Source organism: Methylobacterium sp. 391_Methyba4 (assembly GCF_029691625.1).
Taxonomy (GTDB): domain Bacteria; phylum Pseudomonadota; class Alphaproteobacteria; order Rhizobiales; family Beijerinckiaceae; genus Methylobacterium; species Methylobacterium fujisawaense.
In genome coordinates this window covers 1570903-1589027 of record NZ_CP121475.1, presented here as the reverse complement: position 1 = coordinate 1589027, position 18125 = coordinate 1570903, and the positions used below count along the sequence as shown (strand labels likewise).

At 65.7% G+C, this 18125-nt stretch carries 16 protein-coding genes; 9 read left to right on the top strand and 7 right to left on the bottom strand.

The window, feature by feature from the left end:
- Positions 1-10 precede the first annotated feature (10 nt).
- The 3 genes from P9K36_RS07585 to P9K36_RS07575 are packed head-to-tail and all read left to right on the top strand — an operon-like array spanning position 11 to position 3148.
- Complete coding sequence (locus tag P9K36_RS07585) at positions 11-1267, top strand: class I SAM-dependent methyltransferase (RefSeq protein ID WP_236952883.1); 1257 nt, start codon at positions 11-13, stop codon at positions 1265-1267.
- A 2-nt stretch (positions 1268-1269) separates the two neighbouring features.
- Positions 1270-2235: an NAD(P)-dependent oxidoreductase gene (locus P9K36_RS07580; RefSeq protein WP_278306822.1), complete on the top strand. Its 966-nt coding sequence runs from the start codon at positions 1270-1272 to the stop codon at positions 2233-2235.
- Positions 2222-3148 (top strand): NAD-dependent epimerase/dehydratase family protein, encoded by a 927-nt coding sequence (locus tag P9K36_RS07575; protein WP_278306821.1) that lies wholly within the window; start codon positions 2222-2224, stop codon positions 3146-3148. The genes P9K36_RS07580 and P9K36_RS07575 overlap by 14 nt, the downstream gene beginning before the upstream one ends.
- Positions 3149-6446: 3298 nt before the next feature.
- Here P9K36_RS07575 and P9K36_RS07570 read toward each other — a convergent pair.
- The 3 genes from P9K36_RS07570 to P9K36_RS07560 form a co-directional block, all read right to left on the bottom strand.
- A complete protein-coding gene (locus tag P9K36_RS07570) occupies positions 6447-6662 on the bottom strand; it encodes a hypothetical protein (protein WP_278306820.1) in 216 nt (71 codons plus the stop codon).
- A gap of 97 nt (positions 6663-6759) precedes the next feature.
- The gene (locus P9K36_RS07565; protein ID WP_278306819.1) at positions 6760-6951 is read right to left on the bottom strand and encodes a hypothetical protein; all 192 of its coding nucleotides are present in this window, start codon (positions 6949-6951) and stop codon (positions 6760-6762) included.
- Between the two features lie 233 nt (positions 6952-7184).
- A complete protein-coding gene (locus tag P9K36_RS07560; protein WP_278306818.1) occupies positions 7185-8600 on the bottom strand; it encodes a phosphomannomutase in 1416 nt (471 codons plus the stop codon).
- Between the two features lie 365 nt (positions 8601-8965).
- Between P9K36_RS07560 and P9K36_RS07555 the strand changes: the two genes are divergently transcribed.
- The 3 genes from P9K36_RS07555 (at position 8966) to P9K36_RS07545 (ending at position 12423) form a co-directional block, all read left to right on the top strand.
- Complete coding sequence (locus P9K36_RS07555; RefSeq protein ID WP_278306817.1) at positions 8966-10237, top strand: methyltransferase domain-containing protein; 1272 nt, start codon at positions 8966-8968, stop codon at positions 10235-10237.
- A 93-nt stretch (positions 10238-10330) separates the two neighbouring features.
- Positions 10331-11302: a GDP-L-fucose synthase gene (locus P9K36_RS07550; protein ID WP_278306816.1), complete on the top strand. Its 972-nt coding sequence runs from the start codon at positions 10331-10333 to the stop codon at positions 11300-11302.
- A gap of 77 nt (positions 11303-11379) precedes the next feature.
- Complete coding sequence (locus P9K36_RS07545) at positions 11380-12423, top strand: SGNH/GDSL hydrolase family protein (RefSeq protein WP_278306815.1); 1044 nt, start codon at positions 11380-11382, stop codon at positions 12421-12423.
- A gap of 209 nt (positions 12424-12632) precedes the next feature.
- Here P9K36_RS07545 and P9K36_RS07540 read toward each other — a convergent pair whose 3' ends face one another.
- Positions 12633-13427 carry an ABC transporter permease gene (locus P9K36_RS07540; RefSeq protein ID WP_278306814.1) on the bottom strand — a complete coding sequence of 265 codons (795 nt, stop codon included), beginning with the start codon at positions 13425-13427 and terminating at the stop codon, positions 12633-12635.
- Positions 13428-13947: 520 nt separating this feature from the next.
- On the opposite strand from P9K36_RS07540, the gene P9K36_RS07535 reads away from it, so the two are divergent.
- Positions 13948-14463 (top strand): hypothetical protein, encoded by a 516-nt coding sequence (locus P9K36_RS07535; protein ID WP_278307266.1) that lies wholly within the window; start codon positions 13948-13950, stop codon positions 14461-14463.
- Positions 14464-14614: 151 nt separating this feature from the next.
- Here P9K36_RS07535 and P9K36_RS07530 read toward each other — a convergent pair whose 3' ends face one another.
- The 3 genes from P9K36_RS07530 to P9K36_RS07520 all read right to left on the bottom strand — a co-directional run bounded on the left by P9K36_RS07530 (position 14615) and on the right by P9K36_RS07520 (position 16746).
- Positions 14615-14815, bottom strand: a complete 201-nt coding sequence (locus P9K36_RS07530) for a hypothetical protein (protein WP_278306813.1) — start codon at positions 14813-14815, stop codon at positions 14615-14617.
- Positions 14816-15034: 219 nt separating this feature from the next.
- Positions 15035-15990, bottom strand: a protein-coding gene (locus tag P9K36_RS07525) for an IS630 family transposase (protein ID WP_278306793.1) whose coding sequence is annotated in 2 segments (ribosomal slippage) — positions 15035-15639 and positions 15639-15990 — 957 coding nt in all. Because the reading frame shifts where the segments join, the coding sequence is not laid out codon by codon here.
- A gap of 51 nt (positions 15991-16041) precedes the next feature.
- Positions 16042-16746, bottom strand: coding sequence for a DedA family protein (locus P9K36_RS07520; protein ID WP_278306812.1), 705 nt, complete (start codon positions 16744-16746; stop codon positions 16042-16044).
- A gap of 253 nt (positions 16747-16999) precedes the next feature.
- Between P9K36_RS07520 and P9K36_RS07515 the strand changes: the two genes are divergently transcribed.
- Together P9K36_RS07515 and P9K36_RS07510 are read left to right on the top strand one after the other, a co-directional pair.
- Entirely contained in the window at positions 17000-17593 is a 594-nt protein-coding gene (locus P9K36_RS07515; RefSeq protein WP_278306811.1) for an acyltransferase, read from the top strand.
- 199 nt (positions 17594-17792) lie between these two features.
- A complete protein-coding gene (locus P9K36_RS07510; protein ID WP_278306810.1) occupies positions 17793-18080 on the top strand; it encodes a Dabb family protein in 288 nt (95 codons plus the stop codon).
- The last annotated feature ends 45 nt before the right edge of the window (positions 18081-18125 follow it).

Below are 18125 nucleotides of genomic sequence, written 5' to 3'. Positions count from 1 at the left end.
AGGTCGTACGATGACGGGAACGAAACTCGCCATGGCATGCCGCGTCTGCGATGGACGCGATGTCGAGCTGTTCCTCGACCTGACCGATCAGCCGCACTGCAACCGCCTGATCCCGCCGGACCTCGCCGACCGGCGCGAGCCGCATTTCCCCCTGCGCGCCGGCTTCTGCCACGACTGCACGCTCGTCCAGATCGATCACACGATCCCGAAGGAGAGCATGTTCAGCGACTACCCCTACGTCTCGGGCACGACGAAGACGCTGGTGGAGCATTTCCGCCAGACGGCGGCCCGGCTCGTGGAGCGGTACGGCCTCGGGCCGCAGGACCTCGTCGTCGATATCGGCAGCAACGACGGCACGTGGCTGCGGCAGTACGAGCCCTTCGGCCTGCGCCGCTGCGGCGTCGAGCCCGCCGCCAACGTCGTGGAACTGGCTCGCGCCGCGGGCGTGCCGACACTGAACCGCTTCTTCAACGAAGAGACCGCCGAGATCGTCCGCGCGCAGGACGGGCCGGCGAGCCTGATCACCGCCGCCGGCGTCTTCTTCCATCTTGAGGAGCTGCACAGCGTCGTGAAGGGCATCGTCACGCTGCTCAAGCCGGACGGCGTCTTCGTCGTGCAGGCGATCTACCTGGGCGGCATGATCGAGAACACCGCCTTCGATCAGATCTACCACGAGCACCTGTGCTATTACACGCTCCGCTCCCTGGAGCAGCTGTTCGCGCGCCACGGCCTAGAGGTCTTCGACGTCAGCGTCGTCCCGGTCCACGGCGGCTCCCTCGAGGCGCATGTCGGCTTCCCCGGCGCCCACCCGGTCAGCGACGCGGTCAAGCGCATGCGCGCCGACGAGGAGGCCCGCGGCTATGGCACATTCGAGACCTATGTCGGCTTCGCCGAGAACGTCCGGCGCCTGCAGGCGGCGCTGCTCGATCTGCTGGAGCGCATGAACGCCGAGGGGAAGACGGTCCACGCCTACGGCGCCCCGGCCAAGGGCGCGACGCTGCTCAACGCCTTCGGCATCGGCCCGCGGCTGGTTCAATATGCGGCCGAGAAAAATCCGCTGAAGTTCGGCCGCCTGATCCCCGGCGCCCGCATCCCGATCGTCGAGGAGGGCAGCGTGCCCGCGCCCGACGCCTATCTGGTGCTCGCCTGGAACTTCATCGACGAGTTCCTGGCGCGCGAGCGCCGCTACCTCGAGAACGGCGGCGCCTTCATCGTTCCGGTGCCGGACCTCAAGGTGATCACCGCCGCCGACCTGCCGGCAGCCTGAGCGTGGCCGCCCTCCCCTCAGCCCCCTTGCCCGAGGCCGTCGTCGTCGTCGGTGCGACCGGGTTCGTCGGCCGCAACCTCGTCGCGCATCTCGCCGGCCGCGTGCCGCGGCTGATCGCGGTCAGCCCCTCCGGCCAGGCGGTCCCGGGGGCGACCGAGGCCGCGCGCTTCGACGCCCTCGAGGCGCTCTCGGTCCCCGCCGACGCGATCGTCGTTAACGTCGCCGCGCAGCGCTACGACGCCGACAAGTTCGAGACGGCGCAGAGCGACCTGCTCACCGGCAATGCGGAGATCGCCAACCGCCTCTACCGGTTCTGCCTGACGAAGGGCATCCGCGAGGTGCGCGCGGCCTCGAGCGTCGCGGTCTACCCGGCGGCCTGCGATCCCCTCGACGACGCGCAATCGGTCGACCTCAACGCGCCGCCCAATCCGAACGAGGCCTTCTACGCGTGGTCGAAGCGCTGGTCCGAGGTGGTCGCCGACCTGCACGCCGAGCGCTACGGGATCCACACGATCAGCTTCCGCCTGAGCAACCCCTACGGCCCCCACGACTCGACGGATCCGCGCAAGGCGCATGTCCTGCCGGCCTTCGTGATGCGCGCGCTGGCCCCGGGCGAGCGCTTCACGATCAAGGGCAACCCGCTGGTCGAGCGCGACTTCATCTACGTCGGCGACGTCGTCGACGTGTTCGCTCGGTCGCTCGCGATCCGGGAGACGAGCGACGCGCTCAACCTCTGCCGCGGCGAGACCACGACCCTGCTCGACCTCGCCCGCACCATCCTGGAGGTGGCGGGAGAGGACCGGCCCGTCCACGCCTCCGACACGACGACCCACGGCGTCCTCGCCCGCCGTTCGACCAACCAGCGGCTGCGCGAGCGCTTCGGGATCTCGACCTTCACGGGGCTCGCGGAAGGGCTGCGGCCGACGATCGCGTGGTATCGCCAGGAGTACCGCCATGCCGGGGCCTGAGCGCGACATCGTCATCGGGGCGGACGGCTTCCTCGGGCGCAACCTCGTGCCGCGGCTCCGGGCCGAGGGCCGCGAGGTCGTCGAGATCGGCCGCGCGGCGGGCGACCTGTCCGACTGGGCCAATGTCGAGCGGGCGTTGCGCGACGCCCCCCCGGCCGGCCGCATCTTCCACGTGGTGACCCGCCAGCGGACCGGCGCAATTCAGTACGACATCCAGGGCGAGCTCCTGGCGATCAACGCCCGGATCCACCTGAACGTCCTCGAGGCGTGGCGCCTGTACCAGCCGCAGGCCAAGCTCGTCTCCACGGGCTCGTCCTGCACCTATCCGGAATCGGCCGAGCCCGTCCCCGAGGCGCGCTTCGGACAGGGACCGACCCATCCCTCCGTGATCGGCTACGGGCTCGCCAAGCAGGTCCTGGCGACGGGCTCGGCGGCCTACGCGCACCAATACGGGTTGAGCTTCCTGCACTGCGTGCTGGCGACCCTGTACGGTCCGCACGACAACACAGCCTCCGATCGCAGCCACTTCGTCGGCGCCCTCCTCGACCGGGCCGTGCGGGAGAAGGCAGCGGGCGCGCAGGCCTTCGAGGTCTGGGGCAATCCGCAGACCGTCCGCGAGGTGCTATACGTTGACGACCAGATCGACGCGATCCTCGCGGCCGACCGGGCGTTCGAGAACGAGATCCTCAACTGCGGCGCCAACACCCCCATCACCGTCGAGGCAGTAGCGCGGGCGGCCCTGGTCGCCCTCGACTGGTCCGTCCCCCTCGTGAGCCCGCCCGGCTCGTTCCAGGGTGCGGCCTACAAGATGCTCGACTCGACGCGGTTCCTGGGCCGGGTCGGCTGGCAGCCGCGCATCGATCTCGAGGCGGGCCTGCGCAGGCTCGTCGCGGCGGAGTACGCCGAGCACTGACAAGCCGCATTCGGGACTGGACTTGCTTGGCTGGAGCAAGTCCACTTCGCCGTGCGTTCGAGCTATGTGCCGACGGGCAGGAGTGCCCTCTACAACGAGACGAGTCTGGCAGTTTGATCCTCCAGGCTCCGGCCGGTGATCGCGTAGGCTTCCTCGAAGCTACATCCCACCATAAGGCAACGCGAGGGAGCGGTTCCGGATGTCGCGCGAGATTGGTGCCCGCCCGAGCGCTCCGTAGCAAGCGCACCGACATTCGGTGCAGCCATCGCTCTTGCGACGTTCGTTGCTAGCCTTCCGAGACCTGCAGGCGAGCGAGCATAGCCATGACGGTAGCGGATTCAGTACGAGCTTGGTCGGCCAATGTCCGATGGGACCGGGAGATACGGCGCGCCGCCCGCTTTGTGGCCTGGGCCCTAGCGGATCGCTCTGAGTTTGGCCGAGCGGGTTGCCGGGCGACGGATGCGGAAATCGCCGCCGAACTGGGGGTGGCGGAGAACACCGTCAAGAATGCGATATTGCAGCTGCGGTCGCGCGGTCACATCGATTGGACGTGGCGTACGAGCCGCGGACAGGACATTCGAACCCTTTTTCCTGTCCTCGCCACAGACCAGCTATCGACACCGCGTGTCACTATGGACCCAGCACCGATTGTCGGTGCAGACACCGATCCGGAGCATACCTCATGCGAGTCGCTGAATTGCGAACTCGAGGAGGTCGCAATGACGGCGCCAGCGACAATCAATATCGTCCAGGACATTCCAATTCTTGAACCGAGCCTCACCAAAGAGCGGCTATCGCTACCGCATGCCGCTATAGGCCTAGCACCGAGAGTCGGTGCGGATACCGATCCGGAACCTGCCTCATGCGAGCCGCTGAATGGCGAACTCGACGGGGGCGCAATAACGGCGCCAGCGGCCGGCAAGGTCGTCCAAGACATTCGAACCCTTGATCCAACCCTATCCGAAATGCGGCTGTCGCTACCGCATGCGGCTATAGGCCTAGAACCGAGTGTCGGTGCGGATACCGATCCGGAACCTGCCTCATGCGAGCCGCTGAATGGCGAACTCGAGGAGGCTGCAATAACGGCGCCAGCGGCCGGCAAGGTCGTCCAAGACATTCGAACCCTTGATCCGACCCTATCGGAAATGCGGCTGTCGCTACCGCATGCGGCTATAGGCCTAGAACCGAGTGTCGGTGCGGACCCCGATCTGAAACCCTCCTCATGCGAGGCTCTAAATCGCAAACTTGAGGATATCGCAGTGACGGAGCCAGCGGCCGTCAAGGTTGCCGGACGGCGTAAACCCTCGCGGGACGGTAACCGGCGTCCCGAGGCGTCTGTGCCCTTTTCAGAGTGGACACGCGACCTTCAACGTACCCATGTCCAAGACCTGATCGATCGCTTGCCAAATTCCGGGTGGTATGCCCGATGCAGTGAGCGCGGCTGCGAGGCGCGCGCGGCTTTCATCTGCGCGGACGAGGGACACACGTTCTGCCGCCCACATCGGCGATACGCGTACGAGGCCGTGGCGCTTGCCGCCTTTGGACTCGGACCAGAAGACTGGGCGGGTAGGCCGGAGTGCGATGGCGATTTTCGTGGTTGGTGAGCACGCTGTGAATGCGGCCGGCGGAGAGGGCTCTCGGCGCATGTAACAGGGGTGGTCAGTGGTGGATCCAGCCAATCGAGACCGGACACGAGCGCCGGCGACCGTCAAAGCCTATTTTAAGCGAGGTACCCTTCTCCTGGAAATGGCGACCCGAGAGACCGGGATCGATCCGCTCACGCCGATTCAGTTCGCCGAGTGGTTCCTGGGCGAAAAGGATCGCTGGTCCCGGTCCACGATCCGGACTTATCGAGCCTCAATCCGGGAATGCCTCGTCTACCTCGGCATATCGAAGCCGGCCAGATCGAAGCTCATAGACACAGCTCTTGATCTCCTGGCTGAAGTGGTGGACCCCGAAACCGGCCGTCTCGCCGCCCCACGGGCCATCAAGACGCCTCGGCGCACAAGCGCGGGCAAGCGGAAGTCCCTGACCGCGACCGAATTCAACGCGGTTGACGCGGCCCTCTTAGGCCTACGCCACCGGTACGCGTTCCTCGCGCGGCCCTACCTCTCCTACACGTCGCTTCTCGGGCTGCGTCCAAGCGAATGGCCAACGGCTCAGATCATTGGCACCAGCTTGGTCGTCCAGAACGGCAAAAATTCCAATGGCCGCGCGAACGGATCGACTCGGACGATCGAGCTGGACGCGTATTCCGAGGGCTACATCCAAGGGCTCGGCGAGTTCATCGCAGCGTTGGCACGGGCCACGGCCGATGGTGACTGGCGCCGGGTGCATGCCGGAATTCGCAGGGCTCTCCGGGCTGCCTGCATAGCGACGGGGATCCCCGGTTTGATCAGGAGGCCTGTCACTCCCTACACCTGTCGGCACGTCGCGGCGGCACGCCTGAAGGCTGCTAAGACCCGAACCGAGGTCGCGGCACTGCTCGGCCACGCGACCGACGAGACGGCCTTTCAACATTATGCGCCTCGTTCCGCAGCAAGGGGCTGGAAGCCGGTCCACACCCGAGCTCCAGAGGGAGCCAAAGATCTTATACGCTTACGCTACGTGTCATTCACTGATCGAGCGAGCCTCGTCCAGAATGCAAAAAGGGACCTCCCTCCGCCAACCCCAACCCCGTAGCGACTCGATGCAGGCTCGCCAGCACTGGCACGAACCCAACGTAAGCCGTTGTCGAGCGACACGGCAAACTGGGGTCCTTTCGCACTTCTGACGCAGGCGGGGCGTGCCCGGATCGGGAACGCCCCGTTTTCGATCCTGCCGGTTAACGCCTACGCGCCTGTCGGCCAAGCCATAAGGCGCGTGAAGGCGGAGCGCGGGGTTCTGGCGGCGGGCGTGTCGTCGATCCAGGCGCAGCGAGGCGATTGAGGTTGATAAGAGCGGTCGTCACCAAGTGCTGTAGTCAAATCTCAGCCGTGCCGAATTGGCCAAGGCGAGATGGCGACTTCCGCGCAGCCACATCGCCCGCATCCCGCGCGACACGTGCCCTCGAAGCCGACTTGCCTTCCCCGGTCGGCAGTGCGACAGCTGGCTGACCGTCGCGCGCCCGTGCCGCCGTGTGCCCCATGTTCCTCTCACGAGCGCGGTGTCCCCAGGCTGCGCTCCGAGCGCGTGCAGCGCCACTGCCGGATGCAGGCATTGTGGTCCTCATCGCCAACCGGGCGTGCACCACCTTAGGTCCGAAATTGCAGTCGGAACGCCGGATCCGGCTGCTTTGGCCGGCCGGGTCGACAGCGACCTAGCGATACCGATCGAGCTGGAAATCTTCGAGCGCGGATGCTCCCTCGGTGCACGCCTCCAATTGGTTGTTCCCCGGCATTGGCCCGATGAGGTCGCCACCGTGATAAGCCATGGTCGACGCGAGGCCTTCAGCGTCGATGGAGGCGAAGTCGACGAGGTCGCGCGCTTGGAGCAGGTCCTCCGCCGCGAGCGCGATGTGCCGCCGGCCGAGCACCGCGCGATTCGAGACCGGGCCGGGATCGACGCTCTGTGGGCGATCACCGGCGGCCGCCGTCGTGGTACCGCTCCGTGATGTGGACCTCGTGATCGATTCAGGTGATGCACTTCTTCGCGTTATGGACGTCCAGGTCGTAGGGCGAGGCGATCATCGTGTGTGCGGCCGGATCGCCGTCGGTCTCGGCGCGCCACCGGACCCGATCGTCTGCGTACAGTGCGTCATCGTCACGTTCGTTGAGGCGGAAGTTCTGCAACCAGACCCGGCGCAGGAACGTGACGACCGGCACCTGCGCACTCGACGCAGCCGCACATCGATCTCGAAGCGGGCCTGCGCAGGCCCGTCGCGGCGGGGTACGCCGACCGGTAGCAGGCGGCGTGTGGCCATCGGGCATGTCGCGCGAAGCCCGTCCGTTGGCCTTCCCCGAGCGGTCGCGCCAAGGGGCGAAATTCGTCAGCGCGCCTTGAAGAGAGCCCCGGCTTCTTGCGTTGTTCGGGCATCGCTCCGAGGCTTCGTGAGGGTTCAGGCGTTTGCCGACATCGCGGTCGCGGCGGAGGCAAGTCCCCATCGGACGAGGTCCTGCGCCTCCTGTGCCGTCTTGGCCTCCGCATAACAGCGCAGCTCGGGCGCATTTCCCGAAGCCCGGAAATGGATCGTGCGCCCGCCGTTCAGTTCGATCCGGATCCCGTCCTGCTGATCGATCGAGTTGGACGACCCGATCGGGCCGAGGAAGGCGGCGCGGTAGTCCGCATCCTGGAGGCGCTCGAGGAAGGCGGTGCTGGTGTCGGACGGGGTGTTGGGCAGGCGGTCGCTCGCCATCTCTCCCGCATCCAGGGACGCCACGAGATCTGCGAGGGCGGTGCCGGTCGCGCGCGCCGCTGCCAATGTGGCGAGGATCGGCAGCATCGCGTCGCGCGTCGGAAGGGCGGCTAAAGTCCTACCGTGGAGCGTGACGTCCGATCCGAGCAGGAAGCCGCCATTCGCCTCGAAGCCGGCGACGATCCGCGCCCCGGCAGACGTCGCCTGCTCCATGCCGGCGATGACGAACGGCGATCCCACCTTCGTACGAACAACTTTCCGGAAGCCGCCGGAATGCTCGAGCGCCGAGCCGGCCGTGACCGGCACCACCACCGTATCGGCACCGAGGAAGCGGGCGGTGATGAGCCCGAGCACGTCGCCCCGCAGGATCCGGCCCGCGCCGTCGGCCACCAGCGGCCGGTCGGCGTCGCCGTCCGTGGTCACGAGCGCGTCGAAGGAGCCCGGTCCCATGACGTCGCGGATGAAGGCGATGTCCTCCGGGCGATGGGCCTCCGTATCGATCGGCACGAAAACCTGCGACCGGCCGATCGGCGTCACCTGCGCGCCGAAGCCGGCGAGCAGGTCGGCCATCAGGTCGCGGGCCACCGAACTCTGCTGATAGACCGCGATCCGCAGGCCTTGCAGGATGTCCGGCGCGAAGGCGGCAGCGTAGCGCTGCTGATAGCGCGCGATCGCGTCGGGTTCAGGCGTGGCGGGCGTCGCGGACTGGCCCTCGCCGGACGCGCCCTCCTCCAGGGCGGCCAGGATAGCGGCCTCGTCGGTCTTGGTGATCTCACCCTCGGGCCGGTAGAATTTCAGGCCGTTGCGATCCTCGGGGATGTGGCTGCCCGTGACCATGACCGCATAGGCACCGCGCCGCATCGCCTCGAGGGCGAGGGCCGGGGTTGGCAGCGGGCCGCAATCGATCGCCGTGAAGCCGGCGCCTGCCGCGGCGTCCGCCACCGTCGCGGCGATGCCGGGGCTGCTGTCGCGCAGATCTCGCCCGATGACGACCATGCGGCCGCCTTCGCGCGGGGCGACGGATCGGAAGAACGCGCTGGCATAGGCGTAGCTCGGGCTGCCGACGAGGTCGGTTACGAGACCGCGCAAGCCGCTCGTCCCGAATTTCAGACTGCTCACGGAATTTCCATCGAGTTGGCGATGACCGGCTCCTCCTACTGATGCCGCGAATCGTACGCCATCACAACGCCCAATCTCGGAGGAGCCAAGCTGGTATAGGTGCTAGCCGCATCGTGCTCGATGACGCTCGGCTTGGCCGCCCCAGCCAAGGCTTTGCGGTATGATTGGCCGGCCGCGCGAACTCCCTGCGACTGTGATCCCCTTTCATCACGCTCGGATCCCACGACAGGAGGGAAGGGCCACGAGTTCGCCTCAATATCAGGCGCGGACGGCGTCTCGCTCAGAGAGCGACGGCGTATCGAGGTTGGCTTAAACCGGTTAGGAGGGATAAACGTCGCGCCTCAGCCACTCTGACTGGAAGTGCGATGCGCTACAGCCTCCTCGATTTGCTCGCATCACCTGACACGGGTGCCCCGTTCGTTCTCGTCGGCGCAACTGAGGCGGAAGTTCCTTTCCTCGGACCGTATGGCAAGCCGGGGAGCCGCGTGAGCCGCCTGGGCGCGGCGGTTGGGCCGGCGTTGGAAGGAGAGTCGGGGGCATTCTACACCTCCTTTTTGGCGCGGCATGAGACCGCCCCGGATGACCCGGAGCGGAGCCGTCAGACAATCGTCATCGACGGGCTCCTCGTCGCCACCGATACGGGCATGTGGTACCCGATCGTCGACACGATCCCGGAGCTACTGCCTCCGTCCCTGCGCGACTGGCAGAGCCACCACGATTTTCTCGATCAGGTCATCGCTCCGCGCATCCCTGCAGAGCTCGTCGTCGCTTTGCGTCAGGCGGTTGCCGGTGTCGACGCCAGTGGTCGTCGCGGGGACAACCACAAAACGTCCGAGATCGGATTGCTCGACAAGGTCGAGGACAAGGCGAACTTTCTAGCGCCGGGGTTGCTGTCGCCATTCAATCCTAACATCTACAATCATCCGGCCGATCTCATCCGAGGCTTCGGCAACTGCCTGCCGTTCCTACAATTGCAACACGGCCATCGGGTGCTCGACTCGGGATGCGGGTATGGCTGGACGACTGAGTGGCTGATGAATCTCGGCATCGATGCCGTCGGTATCGACATTTCGCGCGTCTACCCCGATGTCGGACGTCGACGGATGGGCCCGAACAATCAGCCCCACCTTGTGGTCGGCGACTCGGAGAATCTGCCGTTCCGCGCGGGGGTCTTCGACGCCGTACTGTGCTTCGACGCGTTCCATCACATACCGGACCGGCCGGCCGCTATGCGACGCTACGAGCGCGCCCTCAAGGATCCGGGCCGGATCGTGCTCCTTGAGCCAGGTGGGCAGCATGAGACGGACGAGGTGTCGGTCAACGTGATGGATACTTACGGTATCATGGAAGTCGGCATGGAGCTTGCCGACGTGCAGGGCTACATCGACGGGATCGAGACCTTTCGGCCCGCCCGGCAGATATTCCTGACGCCGCATCTCAGCGATGATCCGCGAACATCGGTCCCGATCTCGGAGCTGCGCGATCGTAGCTATATCGGTTGGGGCATGTTTCTCATCGAGAAGGATGCTGCTGCTACAGTTCAAGCGCGATCGTTGGCATCTGTGGCGCAGGCGCAGTCAGCAACCCAGCCCACGAACGGTCTCGCCCGCGTGCTGGGCCGTGTGCTGAAACGCTGAGGCACGTTCTGACGAAGTGGATGTCGCCTTGCCGCAGGCGGTTGATCCTGAACGGCATTTTCGAGCCGAGCTTGCCGCGGAGAAGGTGGATCGATGGACGGTCGAGGTCAGACCATTTTTGTGGCGGGCCATCGGGGCATGGTGGGCTCGGCGATCGTGCGTCGGCTGCGCGAGCTCGGCCATGAGCGGATCCTCACGGCCGACCGCCGGACCCTCGACCTCCTCGATCAGGCCGCGGTCCGGCGCTTCTTCGCCGAGAACCGCATCGACCAGGTCTACCTCGCCGCCGCGCGCGTCGGCGGCATCCACGCCAACAACACCTACCCGGCCGAGTTCATCCACGAGAACCTGCTGATCCAGTCGAACCTGATCGACGCCGCGCACACGCACGGCGTCGACCGGCTGCTGTTCCTGGGCTCGTCCTGCATCTACCCGAAGCACGCGCCCCAGCCGATGCGCGAGGACGCCCTGCTGACCGGGCTGCTCGAGCCGACCAACGAGCCCTACGCGATCGCCAAGATCGCGGGGATCAAGATGTGCGAGAGCTACAACCGCCAGTATGGGCGCCGCTATCGCAGCGTCATGCCGACGAACCTCTACGGCCCGAACGACAACTTCCATCCCGAGAACGCCCACGTGCTGCCGGCGCTGATGCGCCGCTTCCACGAGGCGAAGCGGGAGGGTCTGGCGAAGGTCACGGTCTGGGGCACCGGCCGGGCGATGCGCGAGTTCCTGCACGTCGACGACATGGCGCGGGCCAGCGTCTACGTGATGGAGATGGACGACGCGGTCTACGCCGCGAACACGCGCCCCGACCTGTCGCACATCAACGTCGGGAGGGGTGAGGATTGCACCATCCGTCAGCTCGCCGAGGCGCTCGCGCGTGTGACCGGCTACGAGGGCGAGCTTGCGTTCGACGCCACCAAGCCCGACGGCACGCCGCGCAAGCTGATGGACGTGTCGCGGTTGCGGGCGATGGGCTGGCGGCCGGAGATCGCCCTCGAGGACGGCCTGCGCCAGACCTACTGTTGGTTCCTGGAGAACCACGCGACTCTGCGGAGCTGAGCGGGCCCGCCGTCCCGCCGCTCGGTCCACCGACCATCACACAGCCACCGGGCCCCCGCCCGGGGAGGAGATAGACCATGGCCCACCGGCCGCCCGACGACAGCGCGGACGCGCGACGGCGGAAGTTCCTGCAGAGCTTCCAGAACTTCGACGCGAACAACCGGTTTCCCGCGCCCTACGCGCATTTCGCCGGCAAGCCACTGACGGAGGCGTCCGGTCAGGGCTGGCGCTACGACGCGCTCGGGTATCGCAACGACGCGCACGCGGACGCGCGGCCGCCCTCCGAGACGCTGCGGGTCTTCGTCGTCGGCGACAGCACGCTGATCGACGGTCAGGTCTTCGCCGACACCGTGCCTGGGCGGCTGGAGACCGGGCTGAAGCAAGCGCACGGGCCGGGCGCGCGGGTCTACAATTTCGGCGCAGTCTCGGCCTGCCTGAATCAGATGATTGCCCTGGTCACGACGCGGCTGATGGACCTGCAGCCCGACGTCATCCTGATCGTCGGCGGCGCGACCGACATCTTCCAGCCCTGGAGCTTCGATCCGCGGGCGGGCGTCCCTTACAACCACTTCGCGAACGAGAGTCTGTACGACTATTTCTTCGATCCTAAGAAGTCTGACGGGGACGCGGAGGCCCTGTCGTATGATGGCCTGCAGGCGATGATCTTCAGCCGCCTCGAGAATCTGCGCGCGCTCACGAACTGGCAGTCCGACATCTGGGAATGGGAGGTGGTGCGGCAGTTCGAGCTGGCGCTGAAGCGCCTCGCGCGGCTCGCGCCCGGGATCGGCGCGCCGGTGCGGTTTCTCCTGCAGCCGACAATCGTCCGCAAGACGACGCACGCGGGCGCCGAGGCCGGCGTCGCGTCGGGCGCGTTCCTCGCCTATCTCGACCGCCAGTCCGAGCGCTTCGAGAGCGTCCTGGGGCGGATGGAGACGGCCGAGCCCGCCTTCGCGGCGCGGGATCTGAGCCGGCTGTTCGAGGCCGAGACCCGTCCCCTGTTCGCCGACATCGTCCACGTGACCTCGGAGGGGCGCCAGATGATGGCGGACCGCCTCCAGGCGGAGGTGGCGGATGCGATAGGCGCCTCGGCCCAATGTGCGATCGTTCCCTGTGCCGACTGACGAATTGACCAGGCTGTCAAGCCGAATTCCGTCGCAAGCGGCATCGGGTAGCGGCGAGTATCTGTCACATCCGGGCTAATTTCTCCCGCAATTTCCAAGCGGCCTCATCCCGCCTCTTGGCAAGATGAGGGCTTGTCCAGGAGCTGTGATGCCCGTTGACGAGCGCGCTGAAGCCGTCAACGCATGCGGTTCGTCAGTTTCGCAATTCCTCAGCCTTGCATTTTGATTACGACGTGTTTGAGCAAAAATAGGCCGATGGTGGTGGAAGTTAATCCGAACATGATCACATATAAATAGTCTATTTGAAGCCCTGCATACGGGTAGTATGCAGATCTCACCCATTCCGCCGTTTGTAGTGCGGGATTGAATTTCATCCAGTAGTACGCTTTTTCGGGAAGATAGCTCGGCATAAACATCACGCCGCTGGATACATACAATATGATGCTGAATAGCGCGTATCCGATCATCCAGCCCGGAAAAAATCCGATGATTGCAACGTTAATCGTCCCAACCCCAATGCCGAGAATGATCGCGGCTATATAGCCGCCGACGGCAGTAAGGGGGTTCGAAGGAATCGGATTCACTCCTATCGCCACAAGAACTGAGCTGACAACGAGCAGCGCTAGGAAGCCGGTCACGATCTCGACGAGGATGCGTGAGAATATCAGGTCAAACAGTTTGACCTGAGGATAGTACGTCAACGGGCGATTCATGATAACAGACTTCATGACTTCGCGAGAAATATACTGAAATACGAGAACAGGAACAGCGCCGGTCGCGAAAAACATCGCTCTGTCGTCGCCGAGTGGCGCCGGTAGCTTTTGGAATGTGTAGATCGCGATCAGCATGAAGATGTGGACGCACGGCCACAGCACCACGACGCCGTAGCCCCAGATGGATGCGCCGAATCGGGTGCGCATATCGCGCAGGATAAGCGCATGTAGGACATGCAGATACGATTCGAGTGGGCTCCGGCGCTCAGTGGCCGGCGTAGAGACGTTCATGGGACCAAACCTCGGTTCGATCGAGGCATCGGCGCAAACATGGGCAAAAGTGCGTTTGTGTTGCCAGGCCGACCCGACCCGGCGGCTTTGCGCGTCCAGGCTGAACGCCGTCAGCTAGGAACGGGGTTGGCTAAGGCAATTACCGTCCGCTTCATCCTCCAAGCCTCGGCTCTCGTCTCGACCGAAGCCGGTTTGAGACGGCGTAGGATCCGCGCGAAAGGTCGGCTGCGATATGGGACGGATCAACCCGCCGGTCCGGTCCCGCACCGTAGATCGCGGCAACGATAGCGAAACGCGCGGTTCCGCGCTTGAATGCGCCGGTGTCTGGTCGGACCGCGACGCCTTCGCGAACTTCGGACAGAGCCGACCAGCGCTCGCTCGTCTCCATATCGCCCGGTCAGTCGACGGCTCCACATCGAGCGTCTCTGTCGATCGGAGCTGGCGACCAAGCGAGTCGATTGACGTTCCGAACGGCTTATGGCCCAAGCATCTCTCCGGTGACGCTTTTGAGAACGAGTCGATGGTCGGAGACGACACGCTGGCGAAGGCCCTGGCCGATGTGCGGAAACGGCGGGCGGATCTTGAGGCTGACTACGAGCGCATCACCGGCGAGTTGAACAAGCTTCGAACGGCCGAGCGATCACTCGCGGTGATCGTCGAGGGGACCGATGTTGAGGAGAGCAGCGCATTTCCCAAGCTCATCCCTGCGGATGAGATGCAGACCCGCTCCCGACGGGCCACCGGGCGCGGCAGCCGTGGTCCCCGGGCAAATTCCGCGAAAGGTCGATTGAAGGCGCTTCTGGACGGAACCGGACCGCAGGGGTTGTCGCACGCGGAGATCGAGCGTCGCCTGCCCGACGTCGCCCCCAACACGTTGAATACGTATCTGAGCATGATGGTCACGGGTGGTGAGGCGGTGCGCCGAGGCGACTTTTACGTCGCCGTCGACGCCACCGCTCACGACGATGCCGCGACTGAGCGTGAATCGGACGAGGCCCAGTCGGACGAGGATGCGGACGCAAGCTCCGCCGAGTGAGACGGATGTGTTTCGCCGAGGCGCGAGGCTGAGCCGGGAGGGCGGCCGGTCGATTGCGCTGATGCTGCGGTCAGGTCACCGACTTGGCCGTCGCGTCCGTGGACGCCGCGCGTTGAGCGCTTGACGGCACCCTCAGAACGCGGCGCTGCGCTCACGCGGGCATTTCGAGCGAACCGCTGGCCTCCGAGTCGGTGTCGGACGTCGGCGGCTGCTGCCGCAGACGCCAACCGATCCAGATCAGAAGGGCTGCGGGAACGGATAGGAGAAGGCCTAATCCGATCGTGCCGATGTGGCTGGCCAAGCGCCCGTACAGGCCGCCGATCACGCCTTCGTGCCACGAGGCCAGGGTCATGCCGATGGCTGCGAGGAGAAGAAGGACTGGAAGCTTGAACCACCAGGGCAAGGCTGCCGCGCGTGCACCTTTCGCCTCGGGATCGGTCTGAGCCGGCTCGGCCTCGCGCTGCCTGAGGAGCGTTTCCGTCTGGATTTGGAAGGCTTGCTGGGTCGGACTGTTTCGGTCCGCCGTCGAACTCCAGCTCTCTGCTTGGCTAGTTGCTAGAGCCGTACCCTTTCAGGTTGGCTCATAGGCATCGTATCCGGCAGCGGTGAGGTAGTTTCGGCATTCATCCGGTCGGACGGCGGCGAACGCGTTCTCGATGGCGGTGATGAGGTCGGCGGCGGTCCGTGCCGCAGCCGTTCGGAGGAGGGCTTTGACCTTGGCAAAGACCTGCTCGATCGGGTTGAAGTCGGGACTGTAGGGCGGAAGGTAGAGAACTCGTGCGCCGACCGCCTCGATGGCCTTGCGCACCCCGGCGACCTTGTGGGCGTTCAGATTGTCGAGGACGACGGTGTCACCGGGCCTCAGCACCGGAGCCAGGATGTCGGTGACGTAGGCGCGGAAGCGCATTCCATTCGTGGCTCCATCGAAGACGCTCCTAGCGATCAGTCCCGTGGCGCGCAGGGCGGCGGTGATGGTGGTGGTCTTGTAGTGTCCGTGGGGCACGGCGATCCGGCAGCGCTGACCGCAGGGAGCACGGCCATAACGGCGGACCATCTTCGTCGTGGCGGCCGTCTCGTCGAGGAAAACCAGGCGATCCGGATCGAGGTCGGGTTGGCGATCGAACCAGTCCTCGCGCGCGGCCCTCACATCCGACCGCTCCTGCTCGGCCGCGTGGACAGCCCCTTTTTACGGGTGATCCCATGCCGGGCGAAGAAGCGTGACAGGCTGCTCGTGCTGGCCCGGACGCCGCGTTCCGAGAGCCTATCGCGCAGCTCCCGCAGGAAGGAGAGCGGGTGTTCTTCGTTGAGCCGAAGGATCAGGGCGGCCTGCGCTTCCAGACGCTGCGAGTTGCGGTCGCCGCCCATGGGCTTGGGCGCGATCTGCCCGTCCTGTCGGAAGCGCTCGTGCCAACGGACTGCGCTGGCCGCCCCGACACCGAAGCGTTGGGCCGCCTGACGCCGCGAGGCGCCCGCTTCAATCGCGGCGACCACACGCTCGCGCAGATCGACCGACAGGGCTGAAGGCATGGCGATCCTCCATTCTCGCCCATCCAGTGAATCACACGCCAGCCAGATCGCCTACCCCAACCGATTCAACCCGCCAGGGCACGGCTCTAGCGTCGAGGTGTGTTGGTCCGGACGCCCGACAAGCGGACCCGGGATCGCGGCCTCGGCGGCGACCATGAGGCGTGCTTCGTGCCGGCGCATGAACAGCCACAATGCCATAGCGCCGATGAGGACGAAGGCGAGCAGGCTCAGCCCGACCGGCCCCATGATGTTCTCGATCGAGCGCCCGCATAGGTAGGCACCAAAACCCATGATCGAGGCCCAGGCTATACCACCGAAGGCGTTGAAGGCCATGAAGCGGCGGGCATCGAGCTTGTTCACGCCGGCGAGCACGGCCGCGTAGGCGCGCAGCATCGCGGTGAAGCGGCCGAAGAACACGATCTTTCCGCCATGCCGGCAGAACAGGTACTGGCCGAGTTTGAGCCGGCCATGGTCGAGCCCGATCAGATGCCCCTTGCGCAGGAGGAGGGGCAGGCCCCATCGCCGGCCCACCCAGTAGCCGGCATTGTCGCCTAGGATCGCGGCAGCGGCGGCGATCGCTACCACGACGGCGATGTTCATGTTGCCGGTGCTGCCGGCATAGGCAGCCGCGGTCAGCAGAACAGTCTCACCGGGCAGCGGCAGCCCGGCGCTCTCCAGCGTGACGATGGCGAAGATGGCGAGGTAGCCATAATGCGCGATCAGGTCGGCGATCGGCAGATCGTGCAGGAAGGTCATCCAGCGTCCCATTGCTCAGAAAGCTCGCGTTGTTGGCTCTGGGAAGGTGGCGGTACCGTGACGAAGGCATACTCTCGCGACTGTGGCGCATCCCGGTGCTCGGATGGCGAGCCAGCTGAAAGGCTGCGAGTTTCTCCTGGGGTGATCGTTCGCCGGCTGAGGCTCTCCAGGCAGCCGTCTCATCCATTGCAGTGTGGGCCGGCGGGGTTCTAAACGGGCGTCGGCGTACTCTGCGCACCTTTAACGAGCGGGCATGACGGTCGAGATTCGCGGAAACCTCAGCGCCAACAACATCGTGTTGTCGGAGAAATTTCGGCGCTATTCCACCGGCAGCATCCTGTTCACCGGTGAGGGCGCGCGCGTCGAGATCGACGGGCCGGTGACCAGCGGCGATTTTTCTCTGGCCATCGGCTCGCATGCCTCGGTCACGATCGGCCCGGACTGTGTGATTGGACGGTTGAGCCTCAACGCGTTCGGTGAGGGCGCGCGGATCGACATCGGGCGCGAGGTCGGGTTCGCGGGTGCTGTAAGCCTCAGCACGCATGAAGGTGCTCAGATCAGCATCGGTTCGCGCTGTCTGATCGCGGGAGATACGGTGTTCAGCGCCTCGGACTTCCACCCGGTGTTCGACGTCGCCACGGGCGAGCGCATCAACCATGCGAGCGATATCCGTGTCGGGGAGCACGTCTGGGTGGGAGCTCGGGCGATGATCCTGAAGGGAGCGAGTGTCGGCCACGACTCGGTCGTCGGAGCCGGCTCGATCGTCACCAGCGGCTTCGCACCCAACAGTTTGATCGTCGGCAATCCCGCCCGGCTCCTGCGCTCTGGGGTTTGCTGGCGTCACTGACTCGCCGCGCTTCGGATCCGCGGTGCCAGCTGTGTCCCGTCGGGACCGATGGCGCTGCCGCTAGTGCTGAGCTAAGATTGCCGGATGTTCAGGAGGGTCATCTCCGGCCTTTGCGCGATCCGGTGCGGGGTGGATCTGCGTGCCGCGGTGGTGAGGGACGAGACATGAGAGGCGAACAGGATCAAACCGGGATCGCCCGATGATCCGCCACACCCTCCTGCTTCGTTTTGGCGCCGAGGCGACGCAACGGGAGCGCGATGCCACTCTCCAATCGCTCATCGCGCTGTGCGACCGCGTCGGTGAGGTCGCCTCGTTCGCCTGCGGTCCAGATGTCGATCTGCGCGCGCGGGCGGAAGGCTTCACGCACGCGTTCGCCGTCATCTTCGGAAGCCCGTCGGCGCGCGACGCGTTCCAAGCGCTGCCGGGCTACGCAACCATCCTGAACAGGCTGTCGCAGGCCGATGTGGCCGTACAGGTTGCCGAGTAGGGTCTCGATCGGGCCTTGCGCGCTCGAGCCCGGAGCGGCTTCCAG

Bases quoted from the DNA above. Each gene is read 5' to 3' on its own strand.
- P9K36_RS07515 (WP_278306811.1), top strand. From the start codon at position 17,000: ATGACGGTCGAGATTCGCGGAAACCTCAGCGCCAACAACATCGTGTTG.
- P9K36_RS07545 (WP_278306815.1), top strand. From the start codon at position 11,380: ATGGCCCACCGGCCGCCCGACGACAGCGCGGACGCGCGACGGCGGAAG.
- P9K36_RS07575 (WP_278306821.1), top strand. From the start codon at position 2,222: ATGCCGGGGCCTGAGCGCGACATCGTCATCGGGGCGGACGGCTTCCTC.
- P9K36_RS07550 (WP_278306816.1), top strand. From the start codon at position 10,331: ATGGACGGTCGAGGTCAGACCATTTTTGTGGCGGGCCATCGGGGCATG.
- P9K36_RS07530 (WP_278306813.1), bottom strand. From the start codon at position 14,815: ATGACCCTGGCCTCGTGGCACGAAGGCGTGATCGGCGGCCTGTACGGG.
- P9K36_RS07535 (WP_278307266.1), top strand. From the start codon at position 13,948: ATGGTCGGAGACGACACGCTGGCGAAGGCCCTGGCCGATGTGCGGAAA.
- P9K36_RS07510 (WP_278306810.1), top strand. From the start codon at position 17,793: ATGATCCGCCACACCCTCCTGCTTCGTTTTGGCGCCGAGGCGACGCAA.
- P9K36_RS07555 (WP_278306817.1), top strand. From the start codon at position 8,966: ATGCGCTACAGCCTCCTCGATTTGCTCGCATCACCTGACACGGGTGCC.
- P9K36_RS07585 (WP_236952883.1), top strand. From the start codon at position 11: ATGACGGGAACGAAACTCGCCATGGCATGCCGCGTCTGCGATGGACGC.
- P9K36_RS07540 (WP_278306814.1), bottom strand. From the start codon at position 13,427: ATGAACGTCTCTACGCCGGCCACTGAGCGCCGGAGCCCACTCGAATCG.
- P9K36_RS07520 (WP_278306812.1), bottom strand. From the start codon at position 16,746: ATGACCTTCCTGCACGATCTGCCGATCGCCGACCTGATCGCGCATTAT.